This window comes from Phenylobacterium parvum (assembly GCF_003150835.1).
Lineage (GTDB): Bacteria > Pseudomonadota > Alphaproteobacteria > Caulobacterales > Caulobacteraceae > Phenylobacterium > Phenylobacterium parvum.
Genome location: NZ_CP029479.1, coordinates 841248 through 864303, shown reverse-complemented (window position 1 = coordinate 864303; position 23056 = coordinate 841248). Strand labels below are relative to the sequence as shown.

The 23056-nt window shown below is 71.6% G+C and carries 20 protein-coding genes, 1 other RNA gene and 1 pseudogene; 1 reads left to right on the top strand and 21 read right to left on the bottom strand.

The features are described 5' to 3' along the window. Positions 1–51 precede the first annotated feature (51 nt). The 19 genes and pseudogenes from ftsA to HYN04_RS04040 form a co-directional block, all read right to left on the bottom strand. Entirely contained in the window at positions 52–1371 is a 1320-nt protein-coding gene (ftsA, locus tag HYN04_RS04130; protein ID WP_110449582.1) for a cell division protein FtsA, read from the bottom strand. Between the two features lie 18 nt (positions 1372–1389). Further along, entirely contained in the window at positions 1390–2265 is an 876-nt protein-coding gene (locus tag HYN04_RS04125; RefSeq protein WP_110449581.1) for a cell division protein FtsQ/DivIB, read from the bottom strand. Then, positions 2231–3190 carry a D-alanine--D-alanine ligase gene (locus HYN04_RS04120; protein WP_110449580.1) on the bottom strand — a complete coding sequence of 320 codons (960 nt, stop codon included), beginning with the start codon at positions 3188–3190 and terminating at the stop codon, positions 2231–2233. Before HYN04_RS04120 ends, HYN04_RS04125 begins: the two co-directional genes overlap by 35 nt. Positions 3191–3244: 54 nt before the next feature. After that, entirely contained in the window at positions 3245–4162 is a 918-nt protein-coding gene (murB, locus tag HYN04_RS04115; protein ID WP_110449579.1) for a UDP-N-acetylmuramate dehydrogenase, read from the bottom strand. Next, positions 4159–5574, bottom strand: a complete 1416-nt coding sequence (gene murC, locus HYN04_RS04110) for a UDP-N-acetylmuramate--L-alanine ligase (RefSeq protein ID WP_110449578.1) — start codon at positions 5572–5574, stop codon at positions 4159–4161. Before murC ends, murB begins: the two co-directional genes overlap by 4 nt. After that, entirely contained in the window at positions 5571–6677 is a 1107-nt protein-coding gene (murG, locus tag HYN04_RS04105; RefSeq protein ID WP_110449577.1) for an undecaprenyldiphospho-muramoylpentapeptide beta-N-acetylglucosaminyltransferase, read from the bottom strand. The genes murC and murG overlap by 4 nt, the downstream gene beginning before the upstream one ends. 63 nt (positions 6678–6740) lie before the next feature. Beyond that, positions 6741–7886 (bottom strand): putative lipid II flippase FtsW, encoded by a 1146-nt coding sequence (ftsW, locus tag HYN04_RS04100; protein WP_110449576.1) that lies wholly within the window; start codon positions 7884–7886, stop codon positions 6741–6743. After that, positions 7883–9300, bottom strand: a pseudogene (murD, locus tag HYN04_RS04095) (UDP-N-acetylmuramoyl-L-alanine--D-glutamate ligase). Before murD ends, ftsW begins: the two are co-directional and overlap by 4 nt. Positions 9301–9310: 10 nt before the next feature. Further along, the gene (gene mraY / locus HYN04_RS04090; protein ID WP_110449575.1) at positions 9311–10423 is read right to left on the bottom strand and encodes a phospho-N-acetylmuramoyl-pentapeptide-transferase; all 1113 of its coding nucleotides are present in this window, start codon (positions 10421–10423) and stop codon (positions 9311–9313) included. Further along, on the bottom strand, positions 10423–11823 hold the full coding sequence (locus HYN04_RS04085) for a UDP-N-acetylmuramoyl-tripeptide--D-alanyl-D-alanine ligase (protein ID WP_110449574.1): 1401 nt from the start codon (positions 11821–11823) through the stop codon (positions 10423–10425). The genes mraY and HYN04_RS04085 overlap by 1 nt, the downstream gene beginning before the upstream one ends. Continuing rightward, positions 11820–13268, bottom strand: a complete 1449-nt coding sequence (locus tag HYN04_RS04080) for a UDP-N-acetylmuramoyl-L-alanyl-D-glutamate--2,6-diaminopimelate ligase (protein ID WP_110449573.1) — start codon at positions 13266–13268, stop codon at positions 11820–11822. The genes HYN04_RS04085 and HYN04_RS04080 overlap by 4 nt, the downstream gene beginning before the upstream one ends. Positions 13269–13273: 5 nt before the next feature. Further along, on the bottom strand, positions 13274–15031 hold the full coding sequence (locus HYN04_RS04075) for a peptidoglycan D,D-transpeptidase FtsI family protein (RefSeq protein ID WP_110449572.1): 1758 nt from the start codon (positions 15029–15031) through the stop codon (positions 13274–13276). Continuing rightward, positions 15028–15495 (bottom strand): cell division protein FtsL, encoded by a 468-nt coding sequence (ftsL, locus tag HYN04_RS04070; protein ID WP_110449571.1) that lies wholly within the window; start codon positions 15493–15495, stop codon positions 15028–15030. The genes HYN04_RS04075 and ftsL overlap by 4 nt, the downstream gene beginning before the upstream one ends. Next, positions 15492–16421, bottom strand: a complete 930-nt coding sequence (rsmH, locus tag HYN04_RS04065) for a 16S rRNA (cytosine(1402)-N(4))-methyltransferase RsmH (protein ID WP_110449570.1) — start codon at positions 16419–16421, stop codon at positions 15492–15494. Before rsmH ends, ftsL begins: the two co-directional genes overlap by 4 nt. Continuing rightward, positions 16418–16900, bottom strand: coding sequence for a division/cell wall cluster transcriptional repressor MraZ (locus HYN04_RS04060; protein ID WP_110449569.1), 483 nt, complete (start codon positions 16898–16900; stop codon positions 16418–16420). Before HYN04_RS04060 ends, rsmH begins: the two co-directional genes overlap by 4 nt. Before the next feature lie 292 nt (positions 16901–17192). Beyond that, an RNA gene (rnpB, locus tag HYN04_RS04055) (RNase P RNA component class A) lies at positions 17193–17578 on the bottom strand. 36 nt (positions 17579–17614) lie between these two features. After that, positions 17615–18148: a GNAT family N-acetyltransferase gene (locus HYN04_RS04050; protein WP_110449568.1), complete on the bottom strand. Its 534-nt coding sequence runs from the start codon at positions 18146–18148 to the stop codon at positions 17615–17617. After that, a complete protein-coding gene (locus HYN04_RS04045) occupies positions 18145–18873 on the bottom strand; it encodes an N-acetylmuramoyl-L-alanine amidase (RefSeq protein ID WP_110449567.1) in 729 nt (242 codons plus the stop codon). The genes HYN04_RS04050 and HYN04_RS04045 overlap by 4 nt, the downstream gene beginning before the upstream one ends. Positions 18874–19035: 162 nt before the next feature. Next, positions 19036–19932: a DMT family transporter gene (locus HYN04_RS04040; protein WP_110449566.1), complete on the bottom strand. Its 897-nt coding sequence runs from the start codon at positions 19930–19932 to the stop codon at positions 19036–19038. A gap of 108 nt (positions 19933–20040) precedes the next feature. Here HYN04_RS04040 and HYN04_RS04035 point away from each other — a divergent pair, with 108 nt between their 5' ends. Next, positions 20041–20646, top strand: a complete 606-nt coding sequence (locus HYN04_RS04035) for a gamma carbonic anhydrase family protein (protein ID WP_110449565.1) — start codon at positions 20041–20043, stop codon at positions 20644–20646. Here HYN04_RS04035 and HYN04_RS04030 read toward each other — a convergent pair. Together HYN04_RS04030 and HYN04_RS04025 are read right to left on the bottom strand one after the other, a co-directional pair. Beyond that, the gene (locus HYN04_RS04030; protein WP_110449564.1) at positions 20613–21758 is read right to left on the bottom strand and encodes an acyl-CoA dehydrogenase family protein; all 1146 of its coding nucleotides are present in this window, start codon (positions 21756–21758) and stop codon (positions 20613–20615) included. The two genes, HYN04_RS04035 and HYN04_RS04030, sit on opposite strands and share 34 nt — an antisense overlap. A 49-nt stretch (positions 21759–21807) precedes the next feature. Then, positions 21808–23010, bottom strand: coding sequence for an acyl-CoA dehydrogenase family protein (locus HYN04_RS04025; protein WP_110449563.1), 1203 nt, complete (start codon positions 23008–23010; stop codon positions 21808–21810). Positions 23011–23056 lie beyond the last annotated feature (46 nt).

The following is a 23056-nucleotide window of genomic DNA, read 5'->3' as shown; positions in this document are numbered from 1 at the left end:
TTCCTGTGCACAAAATCGACGGTTTTGCGACGAGGTGGCCGCCCGACCGGTTCAGAGGTTGTCGCGAAGCCAGACCGCCGCCCGGATGACGGGATTCGTGCGCGCGTCGAGGGGCTCCCGGCGGACGCCGAAATTGACCAGGGCGCGGGACGGAACCGCCTCGCGGGGTCCGAATGCGGCCCTCTGCAGGACGCCGGCCGCCGCGCAGAAGGCGGGTCCGGAAGCGGCGTCGGCCAGGTGGGGCACCCGGCGGGGACGGCCCAGGCGGACAGGGCGGTCGAAGACGCGCAGGGCGACCTCGCGCACGCCGGCCAACTGGCTCGCGCCGCCGGTCAGGATCAGGCCTGCGCCCGGCTCCACCGGAACCCCGGAGGCCCTCAGCCGGTCGCGCAGGATCTCCATGGTCTCCTCGACCCGGGGGGCGATGATCCCCTTGAGCAGGGAGCGGGGCGCGATCACCGGCCCGGCGCCGGGGTCGTCGCCCCGGGGCGGCGCCTCGATCATTTCCTTGTCCTCATTGGCCGAGGCGATGGCCGACCCGTGCAGGGTCTTGATCCGTTCGGCGCCCGCCCAGGAGGTCGAGAGACCGCGGGCGATGTCCGAGGTCACGTGGTGGCCGCCGACCGGTACGGTCTCGACATGCACCAGGCTGCCGCCGGCGAAGACCGCCGCCGAGGTGGAGCCGCCGCCCATGTCGATGCAGACCGCCCCGAGGTCCATCTCATCCTCCTCGAGGGCGGCGAGGGCCGAGACAAAGGGCGCAGCGGCGACGCCTTCAAAGGTCAGGTGGGCGCGCTCGACGCAGGTGGCCAGCACCCGGTAGGCCGCCTCGGCGATGGTCACCACCAGCAGTTCCACCCCCAGAACGCGACCAAACATCTGGCGGGGATCGCGGATCCCGGACTGGGCGTCCACCGACCAGGAGACCGGCAGGATGTGGATGGCCTTGCGCTCCTGGAGCTTCAGCTGGGCCATGGCCGAGCGGATTGCGCGGGCCAGGTCCTCGTCGGAGATGGGACGGGCGCCCAGCGAGACGCGGCCCGCCACACGCCGCCCTGCCAGCTGGCCGCCGGCGGTGGTGACCGTGACGCCCTGGACCCGGACCTCGGCCATGCTTTCGGCCCGCTCGACGGCCTGGGCCACGGCCTCGGAGGCCTCGTCGATGTTGACGATCGCGCCGTTCCGGACTCCCCGGGACTGGACGTGGGCGACGCCCGAGGCGGTCAGGGTCCGGTCCACCCGCCGAACGCCGTCAGGCTTCATGATGAAGCAGGCGACCTTGCTGGCGCCCAGGTCGACGGCCGCCGTTACCTGGGGTCGCCCCAGCGCCGCCTTCAACCCGTCGCGGGACTCCCGACTCGCTTCAAGCATGGTCACCCGACACCCCCGTCATCCCTCTGTCGCCAATTCCCCAGCCGCCGGAGCGGCGCCGCCCGGGCGCGGACGCACGGCCACGGCGGTCGGATCCCGAAGGTCCAGCCGGTCAAAGCCGATCCGCATCATGCCTGAGGCCCGGTCCAGGTCGTCCAGCCGGCGCAGGGCCGCAGCCTCGCCCTCGGCCGGCAGCTGGATGACCCCGCCGGACTTCAGTTTCAGGTCCCAGCGCCGCTGGTCCACCCGTACGAGGGCGTCGACCTGCGACAGGACCGCGGGACGCCGGCTCAGCTCAAGCAGAAGGTCCGCCGCGCCCACATTGGCGCCGGCCCCGACCACGAGCGGAAGGGCGGGAAAGCGGGCCGGGTCGGCCTCGGGGATCGGGGCGCCGCGCACGTCGATCACCTGCCGGCGGCCACCCGCCTGCCAGATCGCCAGCTGCCGGCGCTCCACCACCTGGATGAGAAGGGTGTCCGGCAGGAGCCGCACCACCCGGACGTCATGCACCCAGCCCACGGACTCGATACGGCGCCGCACGGCGTCGAGGTCGAGGCCCGCCAGGGGCTGGTCCTTGTAGAGTTCCGCGGCCCTCAGGATGTCTGCGGTGGCCAGGGGCGAGGCGCCCTTGATCCGGACGGCGGCGAGCCGGAAGCCGGCGCCGGCGAGCCGTGCGGAAACGCCCTCTCCCACTGTGGCGACGATCCGCGCGCCGCGTCCGCCGGTGGCGAGGATGAGGATGAGGGCCGCCAGGAGCACGCCAAGGGCGGCGAGAAGGATGGTCGGGGCCGACAGCCCGCCGCCGGGCGCAGCCGTCCGGCCCCGGGCTGCGGCAGTCGCCGCGCCCTGTCCGGTCGGCCTAGCCGACGGTCCTCCCCGCATGGCCGCGGGCATGGGCGTCCTCCGTCATCCAGAGCACCAGTTGGTCGAACGCCACACCCATCGCGGCGGCCTGCTCGGGGACGAGTGAGGTCGGCGTCATGCCGGGCTGCGTGTTCACCTCAAGGAGAACCAGAATGTCGTTAACGTCGTCATAACGAAGGTCGGAACGGGTCACGCCCGTGCACCCCAGGGCGGCGTGCGCGGCCTCGGCCATGCGCATCGCCCGCGCGTTCGCGGCCGGAGAAATCCGGGCTGGCAGGACGTGGGTAGAACCCCCCTCGGCGTACTTGGCGTCATAGTCGTAGAACCCGCCCGCGGGCACGATCTCGGTGACGGTCATGGCGCGCCCGTCCATCACCCCGACCGCCAGTTCCAGGCCCGGGATGTAGGGTTCCACCAGCACCTGGTCGCCCAGGGCCCAGTCCTCGGCGGCGATGGCCTCGGGGGGCGAATTGGCCCCGGCCTCGACGATGAAGACGCCGACGGACGAGCCCTCGGCATTTGGCTTGATCACATAGGGCGGCGGCAGGACATGGCCCGCAGCCGCCTCGCGCCGGTCGTAGAGCCCGCCGCCGGGCACCGTGACCCCCGCCGCCGCCAGCACGGCCTTGGCGCGGGTCTTGTCCATGGCCAGGGCCGAGGCCAGTACGCCGGAGTGGGTGTAGGGCAGGCCCAGGGTCTCCAGGACGCCCTGGACGCAGCCGTCCTCGCCCCACGACCCGTGCAGGGCGTTGAAGCAGACGTCGGGATTAAGCCGGGAAAGGACCTGGGCGAGGTCGCGGCCGGCGTCGACCCGGCTGACCTTTGCGCCCAGCCGTTCGAGGGCATCGGCGCAGGCGGCGCCGGACACCAGGCTGACCTCGCGTTCCGAGGAAAGCCCGCCCAGGAGGACGGCGACATGGCGGCCGGCCAGGGGTCGGGAATCAGCTTCCGGCATGGGCGCGCTCCTCTCGAAAGGCGGGGCCGGGCCTCGCGCGGACGGCGGGCCCTGTCAAGCCGCGCCGGCGGGGCGGCCGATCCGCCGGATCTCCCAGTCGAGCCGGACGCCGGTCTGGGCCTCGACCTCGGCCCGGACCTTCTCGCCCAGTCCCTCCAGGTCGGCGGCCGTGGCCTCGCCCGTATTGATCAGGAAGTTGGCGTGCTGGGGCGAGAACATGGCTCCGCCGAAGGCCCGGCCCCGCCAGCCGGCGGCGTCCACCAGCTTCCAGGCGGAATGGCCCTCGGGGTTCTTGAAGGTCGATCCGCCGGTCTTCTCGCGGATCGGCTGGCTCGACTCCCGCCGGGCGGTGATCTCGTCCATCCGGGCGGTGATGGCGGCGGGATCGTCCGGCCGCCCCTCGAACAGGCCAGCTGTGAAGACCAGGTCGCCGGCGGCCGCCCGGGCGCAGCGCCTGTAGCTGAAGCCCATCTCCGGGGCCGGGACCTGGACGATGCGGCCGTCCCGGGTCACGGCCCGGGCTTCGACCAGGACATCTGCGGTCTCGGCGCCGTAGCATCCGGCGTTCATGACCAGAGCCCCGCCCACCGAGCCCGGTACGCCCCGGTAGAACTCCAGCCCGGCCAGACCGGCGGCGGCGGCCTCGCGCGCCAGGTGCGCGTCCAGGGCGCCGGCGCCCGCCAGAAGGCGCAAGTCCCCGACCCGCTCGATGCCCGCAAACGCCCGCCCGGCGAGACGGATCACCACCCCCTCGACGCCGCCGTCGCGCACCAGGGTGTTGGAACCGACCCCCAGGGGGGTGACGGGAACCGCCGGGTCCAGGGCCGCCAGGAAGGCGGCGAGGTCGGCCTCATCCGCCGGCAGGAAGAGCACGTCCGCCGGTCCGCCGACCCGAAGCCAGGTGAATGGGGCCAGGGGCTCGTCCTTCAGGAGTCGCCCGCGGACCTGCGGCAACCGGTCGCGCCAGGTCACGGGGACAGGGCCTCAAGCTGGCCCGGCAGGGCGTAGGCCCAGGCCGTGATGTCCCCGGCCCCCAGGCAGACCACGAGGTCACCGGGCGACGCCTCGGCCTTGACCAGGGCGGCCAGGGCGTCGGGTCCCGGCAGGGGCAGGACGCGGCGGTGGCCATGCCGACGCAGGCCCTCGACCAGGTCATCCCGGCTGGCGCCGGCAAGCGGCGTCTCGCCCGCGGCGTAGACGTCCGAGACGATCACCGTGTCGGCGTCGTTGAAGCAGGAGCAGAAGTCCTGGAACAGGTCCTTCAGGCGCGAATAGCGGTGCGGCTGGACGACGGCCAGGACCTTGCCGCCGGTGACCGCCCGGGCGGCCCGCAGGACGGCGGCGATCTCCACGGGATGGTGACCGTAGTCGTCGATGACCCGGACGCCGCCGGCGACGCCCGTGGTGGTGAACCGCCGCCGCACGCCGCCGAACCCGGCGAGCCCCTTGCGCACGCCCGCCTCGTACACGCCGAGTTCACGCGCCACCGCGATGGCCGCCAGGGCGTTGAGCACGTTGTGGTGCCCGGCCATGGGCAGGTGGAGCCCGTCCCAGCGCAGGGCGGGCCCGTCGTGGGGACGGATCACGGCGTCGAAGCGGCAGCCGTCGGGGCCCATCTCGATCCGCTCGGCGCGGACCTCGGCCTGGGGATTGACCCCGTAGGTGACCAGCCGCCGGTTCTCCACCCGGGCGGCCATGGCCTGGACTTCCGGGTGATCGGTGCAGACCGCGGCGAAGCCGTAGAAGGGCACGCTCTCGACAAATTCGCGGAACGCCCGGCGGACGGCGTCGAAGGAGCCGTAGTGGTCCAGGTGTTCCGGGTCGATGTTGGTCACCACCGCGCAGGTGGCGCGCAGACGCAGGAAGGTGCCGTCGGACTCGTCGGCCTCGACCACCATCCAGTCGCCCTGCCCCACCTTGGCGTTGGCGCCGTAGGCGTTGATGATCCCGCCATTGATCACCGTGGGGTCCAGGCCGCCGGCGTCCAGCAGGGCCGCAACCAGGGAGGTGGTCGTGGTCTTGCCATGGGTGCCGCCGACCGCCACCGAGAACTGCAGGCGCATCAGCTCGGCCAGCATCTCGGCGCGCCGGACCAGGGGCAAGCGCCGGGCGCGGGCCTCGACCAGCTCGGGATTGTCCGGGCGGATGGCGGTGGAATAGACGACCGCCGAGGCGCCCTCGAGGTTCCGGGGATCCTGGCCGATGAAGATCCGTGCGCCGAGCTTCTCCAGCCGCTCGGTGTTGGCGCTGGCCCGGGCGTCGGAGCCCTGAACCGTGTAGCCCACCCGCAGCATGATCTCGGCGATGCCGCTCATGCCGATGCCGCCGATCCCGACGAAGTGCACCGGGCCGAGGTCAAAGGGGGTGGGGCGGCGCCGGTTCATCGTCCGCGTCCCTCGGCGGCCACGGCCTCGACCAGGTCGGCCAGGCGCTCGGCGGCGTCCGGCCGGGCAAGGCTGGCCGCGCCGGCGGCCATGCGGGACAGCCGGTCGGGAGCGACCAGCAGCCGGGCGAGGGCGTTGGACATGGTCTCGACAGTCAGCTGGTCCTCGCGGGCGATGACGGCGCCGCCGGCCTCGGCCATGACCCGGGCGTTCTGCCCCTGGTCATCGTCCAGGGCCACGGCGAGGGGGACGAGGATCGAGGGCCGGCCGGCGATGGCGAACTCGCAGACCGATCCGGCGCCGGACCGGCCGATCACCAGGTGAGCAGCCTTCAGTCGACCCGCCATGTCGCGGAAGAAGGGCGCGATCTCGGCCTTCACGTTGGCGTCGGCATAGATCTGGCGGGCGATGTCCAGGCTTTCCTTTCGGGTCTGCTGCTGGACCTCGAGGCGATCCCGGAGGGACTCCGGCAGGGCGGCGATGGCGGCGGGCATCAGCTCGGAGAGCAGGCGCGCGCCCTGGCTGCCACCGGTGATCAGGAGCCGGATCGGCCCGGTCTCGCCCGGCGGATCATAGGGAGTCCCGGCGATGGCGCGGATCTCGGCCCGGACGGGATTGCCCACCACCACGGCCCGCTCGGAGACGCCGGGGGGCGCCTTCTGCAGGATCGGAAAGGCGCAGGCCACGGCGCGGACCCGGCCCGCCAGCCGGCGGTTCGCCCGGCCCATGACCGCGTTCTGCTCGTGCAGGACGGTGGGCCGGTTCTGGGTCAGGGCGGCGAGAAGTCCGGGCGCCGAGGGATAGCCGCCAAAGCCAACCACCACGTCGGGCTTGATCTCGCGGAAGGCGGCTCGGGCCTGGAGTACGCCGGCGAAGATGGCGAGGCCCGCCCGGGCCATGCCGATCAGGTCGCCGGGCCGGTAGCTCCGCGCCGACAGGCCGATCCTCTGCTCGGCGGGAAAGGTCTCGGCGAGGGCGGCCACGCGCTCGTCGCTGGCCAGGACGATGCGCCAGCCTCGGGCGATCAGGGCCTCGGCCAGGGCCTGGGCCGGGAAGAGATGGCCCCCGGTTCCCCCGGCGGCGACGACGGCGATCTTCTGCATGGGCGGGGTTTACGGGAGTCCCTGGGGATTGGGTAGGGGGCGCGCCGCGCCCCGGCGGCGGTGTCAGCCCTGGGCGTAGGCGCCTGGCCGGCGGCGGGTCAGGGCGAGGGCCAGGCCCAGGGTCAGGCAGATGGCCAGCATCGAGGAGCCACCGTAGGAGATGAACGGCAGGGTCATGCCCTTGGTCGGGATCAGGTTGAGGTTGACCGCGACGTTGATCAGAACCTGCTCGCCCACCAGGACGAAGAGGCCGGCCGCCGCCACCTGCTGGAAGGGGTCGGAGAGCTTCAGGGCCCGGTAGAGCCCCCGCACGACCAGGAAGCCGAAGAGTCCGATCAGGGCCAGGGAGAAGACAAGGCCGTACTCCTCCGCCGCGACCGAATAGATGAAATCGGTGTGCAGGTCAGGGACGTGGCGCTTCATGACGCCCTCGCCCGGTCCCCGGCCGATCAGCCCCCCGGCGGCGATGGCCTCGGCGGCGCGGTCGACCTGGTGGGTGTCGGCGGCGTCCGGATTCATGAACCGGTCGACGCGGCTGGCGACGTGCGGGAACAGGAAGTAGGTCGAGGCGAGGCCCGCGACGGCCGAGGCGCCCAGGCCCATGACCCAGGAAATGGGCACCCCCGCCATCCAGAAGGCGGCGCCGAAGGCCATGGTGATCAGGATGGTCTGCCCGACATCCGGCTGGATCAGGAGCAGGGCGACGGAGATCCCGTAGAGCAGGAAGGCGATGGTGACGCCGGGAACGCCCTGTCCCTTCTGCCCCTCGGCGAACATCCAGGCCACCAGGACGATCAGGGCCGGCTTCATGAACTCCGAGGGCTGGAGCGAGAAGCCCCCGAGGTCGAGCCAGCGGGTCGCACCCTTGGCGCTGTGGCCGATGAAAGGCAGGGCCGCCATGACCAGTATGGCGCCGATGTAGACGACGAAGGCCACGCGTCGGACCCCCCGATCGTCCAGCAGGGAGGCGCCTACGAGGATCGCCGCGCCGGCGGCAGCGAAAACGCACTGCCTCAGGGCGAAATGGAAGGGATCGCCGACATTCATCCGCGCTGCGGCGGCGGGACTGGCGGCAAAGGACATCAGCACGCCCAGCAGCAGGAGCACGGCCACCGCGCCAAGGAGCCAACGGTCCATGGTCCACCACCACACGCCGATGGGCGAGCGGTCGGAGCGGGCGAAGGCCTGGTGGGCGGGATTGGGGCTCATGCGGCGTCCCCCGTGCGGGCGACATGGTCGGCGAGGTCCATCACGGCGGACCGGAAGGCCTCGCCCCTCGCCTCGAAATCCGCGAACTGGTCAAAGGAGGCGCAGGCCGGCGACAGGAGGACGATCCCCCCCTGCCCCGAGGCCTGGGCGTCGGCAAAGGCCTGGTTCACCGCCGCAGCGAGGTCCAGGCATTGCACGTGGGGCGCGCGACCCTCGAGCGCCTCGCCGAAGGCCGGGCCGGCCTCCCCGATCAGGTAGGCGCGCTCGATGCGTGGAAAGAGGTCGGACAGGGCGTCGATCCCACCGTCCTTGGGGCGGCCGCCGGCGATCCAGTAGACCCGCGGATAGCTGGACAGGGCCTGGCGGGCCGCGTCGCTGTTGGTCGCCTTGGAGTCGTTGACGAAGCGCACGCCGCGGATGTGCCCGACGGTCTCCATGCGATGCGCCAGGCCGGGGAAGCCGAGAAGCCCCTCCGCGATGTCGGCGGCCGGGGTCCCCAGGCCGCGCACCGCCGCGTAAGCGGCCGCCGCATTCTGCCAGTTGTGGCGGCCCGGAAGAGAGCGCGCCCGGTTAAGGTCCGCCACCTGCACCGCCCGGTCGCCCGTGGCGTCGTAGAGCACGCCCTGCAGGGCGTAGACCCCCGGCCGATGGCCTTGGAGGCCGAGATCGGGACAAGGGTGCGCCGATTGGAGGCCTTGACCTCGGTGCAGAGCCTCTGGCCCCAGGGATCGTCGACGCCGATCACGGCGGTGTCCCCAAGTGTCTGGTTCATGAGGATGCGCCGCTTGGCGGCGACATAGCCCTCCATCCCGCCGTGACGGTCCAGGTGGTCCGGCGAGATGTTCAGCAGGACCGAAACGTCGGCCCGGAGGCTGGTGGTCAGGTCCAGCTGGTAGGAGGAGAGCTCCAGGACATAGACGGCGCCGCCGTGCATGTCCGGAAGGTCCAGCACCCCCACCCCGATGTTCCCGCCGACCCGGGTGTCCCGCCCGGCATGGGCGCAGAGGTGCCCGATCAGGGCCGTGGTGGTCGACTTTCCGTTGGTGCCGGTGATGGCGATGATCTTCGGCCGCTTGTGGGCGGGGGCGAGGTTTACCGTCCGGGCGAAAAGCTCGACGTCGCCCAGGATCTCCACGCCGGCCTGGCGCGCCATCCGCACGGTCCAGTGCGGCTCAGGATGGGTCAGGGGCACCCCGGGCGAAAGCATCAGGGCGTCAAAGCGCGACCACTCGGCCACCGACAGGTCGACGATCTCCAGGCCTTCGGCCTGGGCGGCCGCGAGGCCCTGGGCGCGCTCGTCCCAGACAGCGACCTCGGCCCCTCCGGCAACGAGGGCGCGTGCGGCGGCAAGGCCGGTCCGGGCGAGCCCGAAGACGGCGACCGTCTTGCCTTCGAAGCCGCGAACCGGGATCAAGCGCCCTCCCCTACCTCAGCTTCAGCGTCGCCAGGCCCAGGATGGCCAGCATGACGGAGATGATCCAGAAGCGGATGACGATGGTCGATTCTGACCAGCCGAGCTTCTCGAAGTGATGATGGATGGGCGCCATCAGGAAGATGCGCTTCCCGGTGCGCTTGAAGTAGGCGACCTGGATCATCACCGACAGGGTCTCGGCGACGAAGAGGCCGCCGATCAGGGCCAGGACGATCTCGTGCTTGGTCGCCACGGCGACGGCGCCCAGGGCGCCGCCGAGGGCCAGGGACCCCGTGTCTCCCATGAAAATCTTGGCGGGCGGGGCGTTGTACCAGAGGAAGCCCAGGCCGGCGCCGATCACCGCCCCGCAGAAGACCGCCGCCTCGCCGACCCCGGGCACGACATGCAGCTGGAGGTAGGTCGCGAAGACGGCGTTGCCGACCAGGTAGGCGATGAGGCCAAAGGCCGCCGCGGCGATCATGACCGGCACGGTGGCGAGGCCGTCGAGGCCATCGGTGAAATTCACCGCGTTCGCCGCCCCGACGATCACCACGGCGCCGAAGGCGAGATAGAACCATCCCAGGTTGATCAGGACGTCCTTGAACACCGGCAGGGCGACGCTGGTGTAGAGGCTGGAGCCCGGCGCCGCCTCGCGGCCCCAGAGCACCATCATCAGGACCGCGCCGCCGGCCAGCAGGGTCTCGACGACCAGCCGCAGCCGCCCCGACACCCCGGCCGTGCTCTGCCGGGTGACCTTGGCGTAGTCGTCCATGAAGCCCAGCACGCCAAAGCCCGCCGTCACCAGCAGGATGGCCCAGACATAGGCGTTGGACAGGTCGCACCACAAAAGGGCGCCGGTGAACAGGCCCGCCAGGATCATCACCCCGCCCATGGTGGGGGTGCCTGACTTCTCCAGGATGTGGCGCTCTATGCCGTCGCTGCGGATAGGCTGGCCGCGGCCCTGCTTGGCCTGCATCCAGCGGATGAACCGCGACCCCATCAGGACCACCACGAGCTGGGCCGTGAACAGCGCCATCCCGGTCCGGAAGGTCAGGTATTTCATGAGGTTGAGCAGGGGCAGGGAAACCCCCGCCGCGATTGCCTGTTCGTACAGCCAGTACAGCATCAGCCCGCCCCCTCGGTCCGGGGATCCAGGGCGCGAAGCGCCTGGGCGACCTGCCCCGCCCGCGACCCGTTGGACCCCTTGACCATCACCAGGTCGCCTGGCCTCAGGGCCCCGGCGATCATGGACGCCAGTTCCGGCGCTTGACCGGCGTAACCGCCGCGCCGAGTCGAAGGAAGGGCGTCCCAGAGGGATTTCATCAGGGGGCCGGCGCAGTAGACGAGGTCGATCCCGGCGTCCGCGATGGGACGGGCCAGGTCGGCATGGAAGCGCGGAGCCTCCTCGCCCAGTTCCAGCATGTCGGTGAGGGCCAGTATGCGCCGCCCCTCCGCCCGGCGTGCGCCGAGCGAGCCGATGGTGGCCGCCATGGAGATCGGATTGGCGTTGTAGCTCTCGTCGACCAGGGTGAAGCCGCCGCCGCCCGGCAGCCGGACCAGGCTTTCGGCGCCCCGGCCCGGCAGGGCCTCAAAGGCGGAAAGCGCGCCGATCCCGTCCTCGCGCCGCACATCCAGGGCGTCCAGCAGGAGCAGGACGCACATGGCGTTCAGGCCCCAGTGGGCGCCGGTCTGGGAGAGGCTCAAGTCCAAGGGCCGGCCGTCGATCTCCGCGCGCACGACGCCGCGCCCGGCGTCCACGGCAAAGTCCAGCAGCCGGGCGTCGGCGCCCTCGGCGCGGCCAAAGCTGCGCACGGCCAGGCCGCGGGCGCGGGCGCGGGCGGAAAGGCACCCGAACCAGCGGTTGTCGGCGTTCAGGACGGCCACGGCGCCCGGGGCGGCGCCGTCGAAGATCTCGGCCTTGGCCCGGGCCACGCCGGTCTCGCCGTCGGGAAAGTTCTCCACGTGGACGGGCCCCACCGTGGTGATCGCCACCGCGTGGGGGCGCACCATCCCCGAGAGGGGCGTGATCTCGTCGGCGTGGTTCATGCCGATCTCAAAGATCGCCCGCTCTGTCTCGGCGGGCATCCGCGCCAGGGTCAGGGGCACGCCGATGTGGTTGTTGTAGCTCTTGACCGAGGCGTGGGCGCGACCGGCGCGGGCCAGGCCCGCCGCCACCGCCTGGGTGACGCTGGTCTTGCCGACCGAGCCCGTAACCGCCGCGCGGCGGGCGTCCACGGCCCGCTCCCGGGCGGCCAGGGCCAGGGACTGCAGGGCGATGAAGGTGTCCGCCACCCGGACGTGCGGGGCGTCCACGGGACGCGAGGCCAGCACCCCGGACGCCCCCGCCGCCATGGCCTGGCCGACGAAGTCATGACCGTCGCGCGCGCCGCCGAGGGCCACGAAAAGGTCGCCGGGCTCGAGGCTCCGGGTATCGATGGAGACCCCCCGCACCTGGAAGGCCTGGGAGAGCTTGCCGCCGGTCGCCCGCGCCAGGGCGGCCCCCGTCCACAGGAACCGCCGGGTCATGCGCGCACCTCCAGGGCCGCCAGGGTCTCGGCGACGTCGTCAAAGGGATGGACCACGCCAGCGATGGTCTGGCCCTGCTCGTGGCCCTTGCCGGCCACCACCAGGACATCGCCTTCGCGCAGGTCGGCCACGGCGGCGCGGATCGCCGCGCGACGGTCGCCGATCTCCTCAAGGCCCGGATGACCGGCCCGGACCTCGGCGCGGATCGCGGCGGAGTCCTCGCTGCGGGGATTGTCGTCGGTGACGATGGCCCGGTCGGCCAGCCGGCCCGCGATCTCGCCCATCAGGGGGCGCTTGGTGCGGTCCCGGTCGCCGCCAGCGCCGAACACCACCACCAGCCGGCCGGAGGCGTGGGGCCGAAGGGCCGCCAGCACCGTCTCCAGCCCGTCCGGGGTGTGGGCGTAATCCACATAGGCCTCGCCGCCGCCCGGGGCTGCGCCCACCCTCTGGAGCCGCCCGGGCGCACCGGAAAGCCCCTCGAGCGCAGCGAAGACCGCCTCGGGCGCATCCCCGACGGCCAGGCTGAGGCCCGCCGCCGCCAGGGCGTTCATGGCCTGGAAGGCGCCGGCCAGGGGCAGGTCCACCCGCCATTCCCGGCCCGCGCAGGCCAGGGTCAGGACCTGTCCGCCCGGCCGGGGCTCGCGCTTTGTCAGGCGCAGGTCGCGGCCAGCCTCTCCAAAGGTGATCAGGTCGGCGCCGGCCAGGGTCGCCGCGGCGGCGAAGGCCGGAAAGGCCGGGGAGTCGGCGTTCAGGACCGCCGGCGCGCCCCGAGGAAGGAGGGTGTCGAACAGGCGAAGCTTGGCCGCCTGGTAGCTGGCCATGTCGCCGTGATAGTCGAGGTGATCCTGGGTCAGGTTCAGGAAGGCGGCCGCCGACAGACGGACGCCATCGAGGCGGCGCTGGTCGACGCCGTGCGACGAGGCTTCGAGGGCCAGGTCGGTCACCCCGCGGTCCGCCAGCTCGGCGAGCAGGACGGCCACGTCCCCCGCGTCCGGCGTGGTGAGCCCGGGGGGCGTCACGACGACATCCTCCCGGCCAGCCTCGGAAATGCGGACGCCCAGGGTGCCCATGCTGGCCGACACCCGCCCCGAGGCGGAGGCGATCTGGCGGCGGAAGCCGGCGACGGAGGTCTTGCCGTTCGTCCCGGTGACCGCGGTCACCACCTCGGGCTGACGCCCCTGGAGGGTGGCGGCGGCCAGGGCGTAGGCCCGGCGCGGATCCCCGGAGACGACGACGGGAACCCCCAGGCCAGGCAGGTCCCGGCCGCAGAGCACGGCGGCGGCGCCGGCGGCCACCGCCTGGGGCGCGAAGTCGGCGCCGTCCCGCGCCACCCCCGGCAGGGCGGCGAAGAGCACGCCCGGCCCGGCCTTGCGGCTGTCGGAAGTCACGGCGGTGATCTCCGGATCGACCGGTAGGTCCCTCTGGAGGATGCGGGACAGTCGCATGGCGGTCAGCGTCCACCCGCAGGGGCCGGAGCCGTCTGGACGGGCGCAACGACGGGCGCCGGCAGGGCGGCGACCTGCTCGAAGCGGCGGTTCACGCCCAGGAAGGGGGCGACCCGGTCAATGACCTTGCCGGCGGTCGGCGCGGCGGTGAGGCCGCCGGTGCGGCCGCCCGACTCGGCGTCGGCGACCGGCTCGTCGATCATGATCAGCACCATGTACCGGTCATCGGACAGGGCGCCGTCGGTCGGGAAGACCCCGGCGAAGGAGGCCAGGACTTTGTCGCGGACATACCGCCCGCCGATGACCTTTTCGGCGGAACCGGTCTTGCCGCCGACCCGCAGGCCTGGCGCATTGGCCCGGCGGCCGGAGCCTTCCAGCACGTTGCGCCGCATCAGGTCGAGCATCTGGCGGGAGGTCTCTTCCTTCAAGACCTGCCGGCCCTGGGGACGGGCGCCAGCCCGCATGGGCTGGAGGGTCAGGGGCAGGTAGCGACCGCCGTTGAGCACCGAGCCCACCCCCGCCGCCAGGGCGACGGGCGACACCGAGATGGCGTGACCGAAGGAGGCCGAGGCCACGGTGTTCGGATTCCACTCCCGCGGCAGGATGGGCCGGGCCGATTCCGACAGCTCGATCGGCGCCGCCTTGAACAGGCCGAAGGCCTCGAAATAGTTGGTCATGGTGGGCCCGCCGACCTTCAGGGCGATCTGGCTGGCGCCGATGTTGGAGGACTTCAGGAAGATGTCCCGCGCCGTCATGTCGTGACCGACGGCGTGCAGGTCGCGGATCACCCGCGAGCCGATGTTCATGCCCTTGGTCGTGCTGAAGACGGTTTCGGGGGTGATCTGTCCGGTATCGAGGCCCACGGCCAGGGTGAAGACCTTGAAGGTCGAGCCCATCTCGAAAACCGAGGCGACGGCGCGGTTGCGCAGCTGGTCCGGCGAGGACTCCCCGGCGTGGTTGGGATCAAAGGCGGGCCAGGAGGACATGGCGAGGATTTCGCCGGTCTGGACGTTGGTGATCAGGCCAACTGCGCCCTTGGCCTGAAGGCGGGTCGCCGCGGCGTTCAGCTCGTCGTCCAGGGCGGCCTGCACCCGGACGTCGATTGACAGGGGCGTGGGCTGCTGGTCCGGGGCCCCAGCGCGGATCCGGTCGTTGAGGGCGCCTTCCGCGCCGGCCAGGCCCTCGCCGCCGGTGTCGGAAAAGCCGATCAGGTGGGCGGCGGAATTCCCCAGCGGATAGACACGGCGGGGCTCCTGCTCGAAGACCAGGCCCGGAAGGCCCAGGGCGTGGACGCGATCCCGCTCCCGGGGGGAGAGGGGACCGGCCAGGAAGGTCCGGCGCGACGACTTCAGGGCGCGGTCAAGCCGGGTGACGGAAAGGTCGGGAAGGGCCGATAGCACGGCCGCACGGGTCTCCGCCCGGTCCCAGACGTCACGCGGGTCGAGGTAGAGGGTGTAATAGGGCAGGTCCGCCGCCAGCAGGGCCCCGCGCCGGTCCACCAGGGGCGCCCGGCCCGGGCCCGCGCCGCCGCCACGCACGCCCGCCACGTCGATCCCGGAGAAAAGCGCCAGGCGGGTCGCCCCCACCGCCAGGCAGGCGAAGCCCGCCAGGAAGAGGACCATCACCACGAAGATCCGGATGCGGGCGTCATTCTCGGCGCGGCCGGAGGCCCGCGACTTCTCGAAGGCGCGCTCCAGGCTCCAGAGCCGGTCCTTGATCCAGCGCCAGCCGGGGGCGGGCAGACCTGTATGAATCAGGCTCATGGTTTCGGCTCCGGGGACTTGGCGGCGGCGGGAGTGGCGGGAGTGGACGCGGCGGGCGCGGCGGGATCGTCCTCGGCCACGCTGGAGGTCTCGGTCTCCAGGGCCGAGGGGACCGGGGCCGCGCTCACGGGGACGACGGCGCCAGGCGCCTGGGGCGACTGGAGGGCGTCCGCCAGACCCTGCGGGGTGATCTCCCGGCCGGCCGCCACGGGGCCCAGGCCGGCATAGGCCCGCGACAGGGCGGTCAGGCGGTCCGGGCGTTCGAGATGGGCGACCTCGGCCTCCAGGAGGACGATGCGCTGCCGCTCCTGGACGATCTGGCGCTCGGCCGCGGCGATCTGGCCGCGCTCTCCCCCCGCCAGGGTCTTGGCCAGGTAGACTCCCAGGATAAGGGCCACCAGGAAGACGGCGAGGGCGATGTCCAGGGCCCGGAAGCCCAGCAGGCGGCGCTCGAGAAGGTTCATGCCGCAGCCCTCCAGACGGGGGATGCTGTGCGCTCCGCGGCCCGGAGGCGGGCGGAGCGCGCGCGGGGATTGGCGGCGGTCTCGGCCTCCGCCGGCGCGGTCGACCGGGCCGACAGGAGAGTGAAGCTGGGGTCCGCGCCGCGCGGCGCCTCGGGCGCATGGCGCGAACCGCCCGGCGTGCGGCCCGACCGCTCAGCCAGGAAGCCCTTCACGATGCGGTCCTCGAGGGAGTGGAAGGTCACGACGGCGAGGCGTCCGCCCGGCCGCAGGGCGCGCTCGGCGGCCAGAAGGCCGGCCTCCAGCTCCGCCAGTTCGTCATTCACGGCGATCCGCAGGGCCTGGAAGGACCGGGTGGCCGGATGGACCCGGGCGCCGCGCCGGCCGCCGAGGGCCCGCTCGATCACCTCGGCCAGGTCGGTGGTGCGGGTGAAGGGCTCGACCTCGCGGCGGCGGACGATGGCGGCGGCGACCCGCCGGGACTGCCGCTCTTCGCCATAGAGCCACAGGATGCGCGCGATCTCGGCGGCCTCACCGGTGTTGACGATGTCGGCGGCTGTCGGGCCATGGTCGCCCATCCGCATGTCGAGGGGGCCGTCGCGCAGGAAGGAAAAGCCCCGCTCGGCCTCGTCCAGCTGCATGGACGAGACCCCGAGATCCAGGGCCACGCCATCGACCGAGGCCTCGCCGAGGACGTCGGCCAGGGTGGAGAAGGGCGCGCAGACCAGGGTGAAGCCTGCGCCCAGGCCTTCGGCGAACCGGGCGGCGGAAGGGTCGCGGTCAAAGGCGGTGACGCGGGCGCCCGCGGCGAGGAAGGCTCGCGTGTAGCCGCCCGCCCCGAAGGTGCCGTCCACGACGTGGCGACCGGGCGCGGGGGCGATGGCGGCGACCACCTCTTCCAGCAGGACGGAGAGGTGCGGCGAGGTCATCCCGCCGATCCTGCGCCGGACAGTCCGGACCTCTGGGCCCTCTGCGCGGCGCGGAGCTGGGCGAGGCCGTCCCGGGCCAGCTCCCTCTGGGCGGCGCGATGGGCCTGGAAGGCGTCGCGCTCCCAGATCTGGAACCGGTCGCCCAGGCCGACCACCACCACCCAGTCCGTCAGGCCGAAGGCGTCGCACAGGGTCTCGGGGAGGGTGATCCGGCCCGCGGTGTCGAAACTCAGGCGCGCCATGCCGCCCAGGACAGAGGTTTCCAGGGCCGAGCGCAAGGGATCGCCGAAGTCCAGCTCCTCGATCACCCCCAGGTAACGGTCGAACAGGACCTGGCCGCCGCCCTCGATGCAGTCGGCCTCGATGGAGGGAAAACAGACCACCCCGTCGAAGGGGCCGGCGACGGCCGCGCGGAACTCCTGCGGCACGACGATGCGCCGCTTGGCGTCCAGCTGCTTTTCGAACGTCGAGATGAACATCCCGCAGCGTCCCGTCCTGCAGCCCCTCTGGCTGCGCCCCTGCCAATCCCCGAACGGCGGCGGCCGCGGCGTGAGCCGTGCGCCAGGACGCCTGTTCAGGGTTCCAATGGGCTATCATGGGATCAGATGGGAAACAATGACTCTGGATTTCAGTATCCAGTAATTCCAGCTGATTTTCATTCAAATATGGTTAATTTCCACTCGCCCTCCACAGCTCATACAGGGAACAACAGGTTGTTCAGCCCCGGCGTGCGGGCCTTCTGTTGATAACCGTGGATCTGGGGAAGAGATGGAAACCAGACGGCCTGTAAGCCGGGTTCTGTGCCGCCCGCCGAAACGGGCGCGGCGATCATTCCTCTGGACCGCCCATTGCTGGACGGTTCTCGCGACCTACCCGGACCCCTGGGCCTGCGACAGCCCTGCCGGATCGCTCCGGCGCGGGGTCCCTATTCGGTCTTGCTCCTGGCGGGGCTTGCCATGCCGTCCCCATTGCTGGGTCCGCGGTGCGCTCTTACCGCACCCTTTCACCCTTGCCCCGGCCGCGACCGGGGCGGTCTGCTCTCTGTGGCGCTATCCCTGGGGTCGCCCCCGGCGGGCGTTACCCGCCGCCATGTCGTAGTGGAGCCCGGACTTTCCTCCCCTGCCCCGAAGGACAGGAGCGACCGCCCGGCCGTCTGGTTCCGCGGCTACCAGTGGCCCTGTGGACGCCGGGCGTCAATCGGCAAGGCGGGCGAAGACCATCTGGTCCCAGGCGCGGTCCTTCCACCAGCCGCGGCGCGCCAGGACCCCTTCGAGGTGGAATCCCATGCGCTCAAGGAGGGCGCAGGAGCGCGCGTTCCCGACCGTCACCATGGCCTCCAGGCGCAAGAGGCCGAAGTCGGTGAAGCCCCGCGCGGTCACCGCCGGCAGGATCGTCGACATGACGCCCCGCCCCCACTGGTCGCGGGCGAGGTCATAGGCGATCTCGCCCCACCGGCCCCGGCTGCGCTCGATCCGGTTGAAGCCCACGGTACCGATGAGGCGCGGATCCCCGGGCCGTCGGATACCCCAGCGTACGCCCAGGCCCTGCGCCGCCTGGGCCTCGGCCCAGTCGATGATGTCGAGGGCCTCGAACTCGGTCTGGAGGGGCTCGATGTCCATGAAGGCGCAGACCTCCGGGTCGGAGAAGAGGTCCCGCAGGCCCGCGGCGTCCGCCTCGGACAGGGCGCGCAGCTCGAAGCCGTCCACCCGGGGCGGATCGGTGATCATCCGCCGGCCAGCCGCAGGAGTGCGATCAGCCGGGCGCGGGTCAGGCCGTCGGCGACCCCGTCGATGCGGCTCTGCACCCAGTGCCGCTGGAAGGCCGTGACGACCTCCCGGGTGGCGGCGTCGAAGCGTCCAGTGGGCGCGCAGTCGTAGCCCAGCCGGGTCAGGCCGGCCTGGAAGGCGAAGACGGCGGCCCCCTCCTCCCCCTCGGCCAGGGGCGCGCCGGGCGCAGGCGGGGGTTCGACCCACAGGCCATGCCCCGCCGCCGCCAGGCGTTTCCAGGGGAACCGCTCCCCCGGGTCCGGCTTGCGGGCCGGGGCCACGTCGGAATGGCCGACAATGTCGCCGTCGGCGATGGTCCAGCGGCTTCGGATGTCGCCCACCAGGGCGATGACGGCGGCGACCTGGGGCTCGGGGAAGTCGCGATAGCCGAACTCGTGACCGGGATTGACGATCTCGATCCCGATGGAACGGCTGTTGATGTCTGTCTGGCCCTTCCAGGAGGAGACGCCGGCGTGCCAGGCGCGACGGGCCTCATCCACAAGGCGGAACACCCGACCGTCCTCCTCGACCAGGTAGTGGGAGCTGACCCGCCCGCCCGGGGTCGGGTCGCGCAGCTGGGCCAGGGCGGCCTCGCCGGTCTTCATGCCGGTGTAGTGCAGCACGATCATGTCCGGCGGGGCGGTCCGGGCGTCGAAGTTCGGCGACGGGGCGTCGATGTAGTCCATGGCCGGGAAGCTAGGGCCAATCGGCGGCGGCCGCATCCGGATTTTGGCGAGGGTGGCGCTCCCTGCTGCGGGGGATCAGGGCGGCGCCAGCTTGGATGCCGTTGCCCCCCTCCGGCCCGCTGCGCGGCCCACCTCCCCCTGGGGGAGGAACTGGAGGGCGTGTCAGGCGCCCTGGCCGCGGCCGAAGAGCAGGACCAGGCGGGCGAGCTGGTTGAAGCGGAAGGCGATGACCAGGACGCCGGCCATGGCGAGTGCGGCGCCCAACGCCATCCGCAGGTCGACCACGTCGCCGGTGAAGACCACGCCCATGGCGATGGTGAAGATCGGCGTCATCAGGGTCAGGGGCGAGACCAGGGTCGCCTCGTAGCGCTGGATCAGGGTGTAGTAGAGGGTGTGGGCCAGAACCGAGACGATGAGCCCGGAGAAGAGCACCGCCGCGCCAAGGGCCCAGGGATTGGCGGCGACCACCGCCCCCTGCCCCTGCTCAAGGGCCAGGGTGAAGCCCAGGGTCGGGATCACAGAGGTCAGGCCAACCCAGGCCTGGAATTGCAGGGGCTTCACCCCCTCGATCTGCTTCATCAGCACGGCGCCGAAGGAACCGATCACCGCCGAGGCGACGACGAAGAGCAGGCCCGCCGACATGTGCAGGCCGTCGGGATTCCACATGACAAGGACCACGCCCGCCAGGGTCATGGCCGTCCCGACGATCCGGCGGGCGTCCAGGCGTTCGCCCAGGAGGAACCAGGACAGGACAGCCGTGACCGGGACCCCCAGCTGGCTCACGATGGCCACAGCCGAGGGGCTGGCCGTCTGCAGGGCGAAGAAGACCAGGGCGAAGGTGCCGCAGCCCATGCACAGACCCACCACGATCATCCGCCAGAGGGGCCGGGGGACATTCCGGAGCCAGGGCCAGACCACCGCCAGGACGACGGCGAAACGCAGGGCGGCGTAGAACATGGGCGGCGCGCCCAGGTTGGCGATCACGAGCTTGGAGATGATCGAGTTGGCCGCCCAGATCAGGCAGACCAGCGTCATCAGGCCAAAGTCGCGCGGGCTCATGCCGGGGCTTTCGCCCGCTTTGGCGACAAGGGCAACGGCTTTCCGCCCGTCGCGGACGTCTTGTCAGGAGGCGCCGCCTGGGCGAGGCTCGCGCAAACGGAGGCGCGGATGAGCGGACCCTTTCTCGGACCGGACGTGAAGGACCTGGGCGCGGCCTGGATCGACCCCTCGGCCCGGCTGTTCGGCGAGGTCGAGATTCATCCCGGCGCCTCGGTCTGGTGCAACGTGGTGGTCCGAGCCGAGAGCGACCGGGTGGTGATCGGCCCCCGGGCCAACATCCAGGACTTCGTGATGATCCACGTGGGCGCCGGCACGGGGACCTTCGTGGGCGCCGACTGCTCGATCACCCACCACGTCACCCTGCACGGCTGCGAGATCGGCGAGGCCTGCCTGATCGGCATCGGCGCCACCATCATGGACGGCTGCCGGATCGGCGCGGGGTCCATCGTGGCCGGCGGCGCCTTCCTGAAGGAGGGCACTGTGATCCCGCCCGGCTCCATCGTCATGGGATCGCCGGGCGCGGTGACGCGCACCCGGGACAACACCCTGGCCAACCGGCTGAACGCCTTCCTCTACAGGAGGAACGCGGAAGCCTACGCGACCGGAGACTTCCGCCTCTGGTCCACCGAGGGCTTCCGCGCCGAGATGGCCGCCGAGCGCGCGCGCCTGGCGGCCGAGCTTCAGGCCGCCGCGCCGAGCGACAGGGCCTCGTAACGCGCCAGGTGGTGGTCGGTGGAGCCGAACAGGCCCTCGATCATGGTGGCGCGCTTGAAGTAGTGGCCGATGGCCATTTCGTCGGTCATGCCCATGCCGCCGTGCAGCTGGATGGCGTTCTGGCCCACGAACTTGCAGGCCTTGCCGATCTGCACCTTGGCGGCTGAGGCGGCCTTGGCCCGCTCGGCGTCGCTGTCGGACAGGCGGATGGTGGCCATGTAGGTCATCGAGATCGACTGCTCGAGCTGGATGAACATGTCGACCATCCGGTGCTGCAGCACCTGGAAGGACGAGATCGGCACGCCGAACTGCTTGCGCTGCTTGGTGTACTCGACCGTGCCTTCCTGCAGGCGGCGCAGGACGCCGCAGGCCTCGGCGCAGGTGGCCGCGATGGCCTCGTCCATGACCTTCTCGACAAGGGGCAGGGCCTCGCCCTCGCCGCCGATCCGGGCCTCGGCGCCCAGGGCGACGTTCTCGAAGTAGACCTCCGAGGCGCGGAAGCCGTCGACGGTCGGATAGTCGCGGGTGGTCACGCCCTTGGCCGACTTCGGCACGATGAAGACCGAGATCCCGCCGGCGTCGCGCTGGCCGCCGCCGGTGCGGGCGGTGACGACCAGGTGGGTGGCGTAGGGGGCGCCGACCACCACGGCCTTGTGGCCGTTCAGGACGTAGCCCGCCCCGTCCTTGCGGGCGGTCGTCTTCAGGTCGCGGATGTTGTAGCGGCCCTGGGGCTCGGCGTAGGCGAAGGCGAAGATGGCCTTGCCGGCGATGATCTGGCCGATCAGTTCATCCGCGCCGGCCGGGGCGCCGTGCTTCAGGAAGCCGCCGCCGATGACCACCGTGCCGAGGTAGGGCTCGACCACGAGGGCTTTGCCCAGCTCTTCCATGACCACCATGTTCTCGGTGTAGCCGCCGCCCAGGCCGCCGAGGGCCTCCGGGAAGGCCGCGCCCAGGATGCCCAGCTCGTCGGCGAAGGCGCTCCAGACGTCCGGCCGCCAGTGTGGCTCTCGCCCGAGGGCCGCCCGGCGCTGGTCGAAGCCATAGTTGTCGGCCAGGTAGCTCGCGACGGTGTCGCGGAGCATCGACTGTTCTTCGGTGAAGCTGAAATCCATCTGTGTCCCGCCCGGGGCCGCAGCCCCTCCTGAGTTTCCCTAGGGTTCTTTAGAGTCCCAGCACCATCTTGGAGATGATGTTGCGCTGGATCTCGTTGGAGCCGCCGTAGATCGAGGTCTTGCGGCCGTTGAAGTAGTCGCCGGCCAGGTCCAGCGAGTGCTGGGGCCCGATGCCGGAATTGTGGCCCGCCTCGCCGAGGAAGGGCGCGCCGTAGTGGCCAGCGGCCTCCAGGGCCAGCTCCTGCAGGCGCTGCTGGATCTCGGTGCCCTTGATCTTGAGGATCGAGCTCTCCGGGCCCGGGCCCTTGCCGCTGGACTCACCGGCCAGGGTGCGCAGCTCTGTGAACTCCAGGGCCGTCAGGTCGATCTCCAGCTCGGCCACCTTGCGGCGGAAGAAGGCGTCCTGGATCAGGGCGCCGCCGGCGTCGGACAGCTCGGTGGAGGCCATCTGGCGCAGGCGCTCCAGGCCACGCTTGGACCGGGCGACGCCGGCGATGCCGGAGCGCTCGTGGGCCAGCAGGGCCTTGGCGCAGGTCCAGCCCTGGTTTTCATGGAAGACCCGGTTCTCGACCGGCACCTTCACGTTGTCGAGGAAGACGTCGTTGACCTCGTGGCCGCCCTCCAGGGTGGTGATGCGGCGCACCGAGATGCCGGGGCTCTTCATGTCGATCAGCAGGAAGGAGATGCCCGACTGCGGCTTGGCGTCGGGGTCGGTGCGGACCAGGAAGAAGCCCCAGTCGGCATGCTGGCCGAGGGTGGTCCAGGTCTTCTGGCCGTTGACGATGTAGTATTCCTTGCCGTCGTCGCCGGTCACGCGCTCGGCGCGGGTCTTGAGGCTGGCGAGGTCAGAGCCCGAGCCCGGCTCGGAATAGCCCTGGCACCACCAGACCTGGCCGTCGCGGATGCCCGGCAGGAACTTCTGCTTCTGCTCCTCGGTGCCAAAGGTGTAGAGCACCGGCGCCAGCATGGAGACGCCGAAGGGCAGGACCCCGAGGGTGTCGGCCCGGGCCTGCTCCTCGGACCAGATGTACTTCTGGGTGGGGGTCCAGCCCGTGCCGCCCAGCTCGACCGGCCAGGACGGGACGGCCCAGCCCTTCTTGGCCAGGATCCTGTGCCAGGAGAGGTAATCCTCCTTGCCGAGGGTCTCGCCGCGCTCCTGTTTCTCACGCAGCGCCTTGGGATAGTTTTCGGCGATGAAGGTGCGGACTTCCTGGCGGAAGGCGTTGTCCTCGGGGGAGAAATCCAGGTTCATGTGAGAGCTCCGGCGTCTGGCGCGGCGATACGCGCCTTTCCGCCGC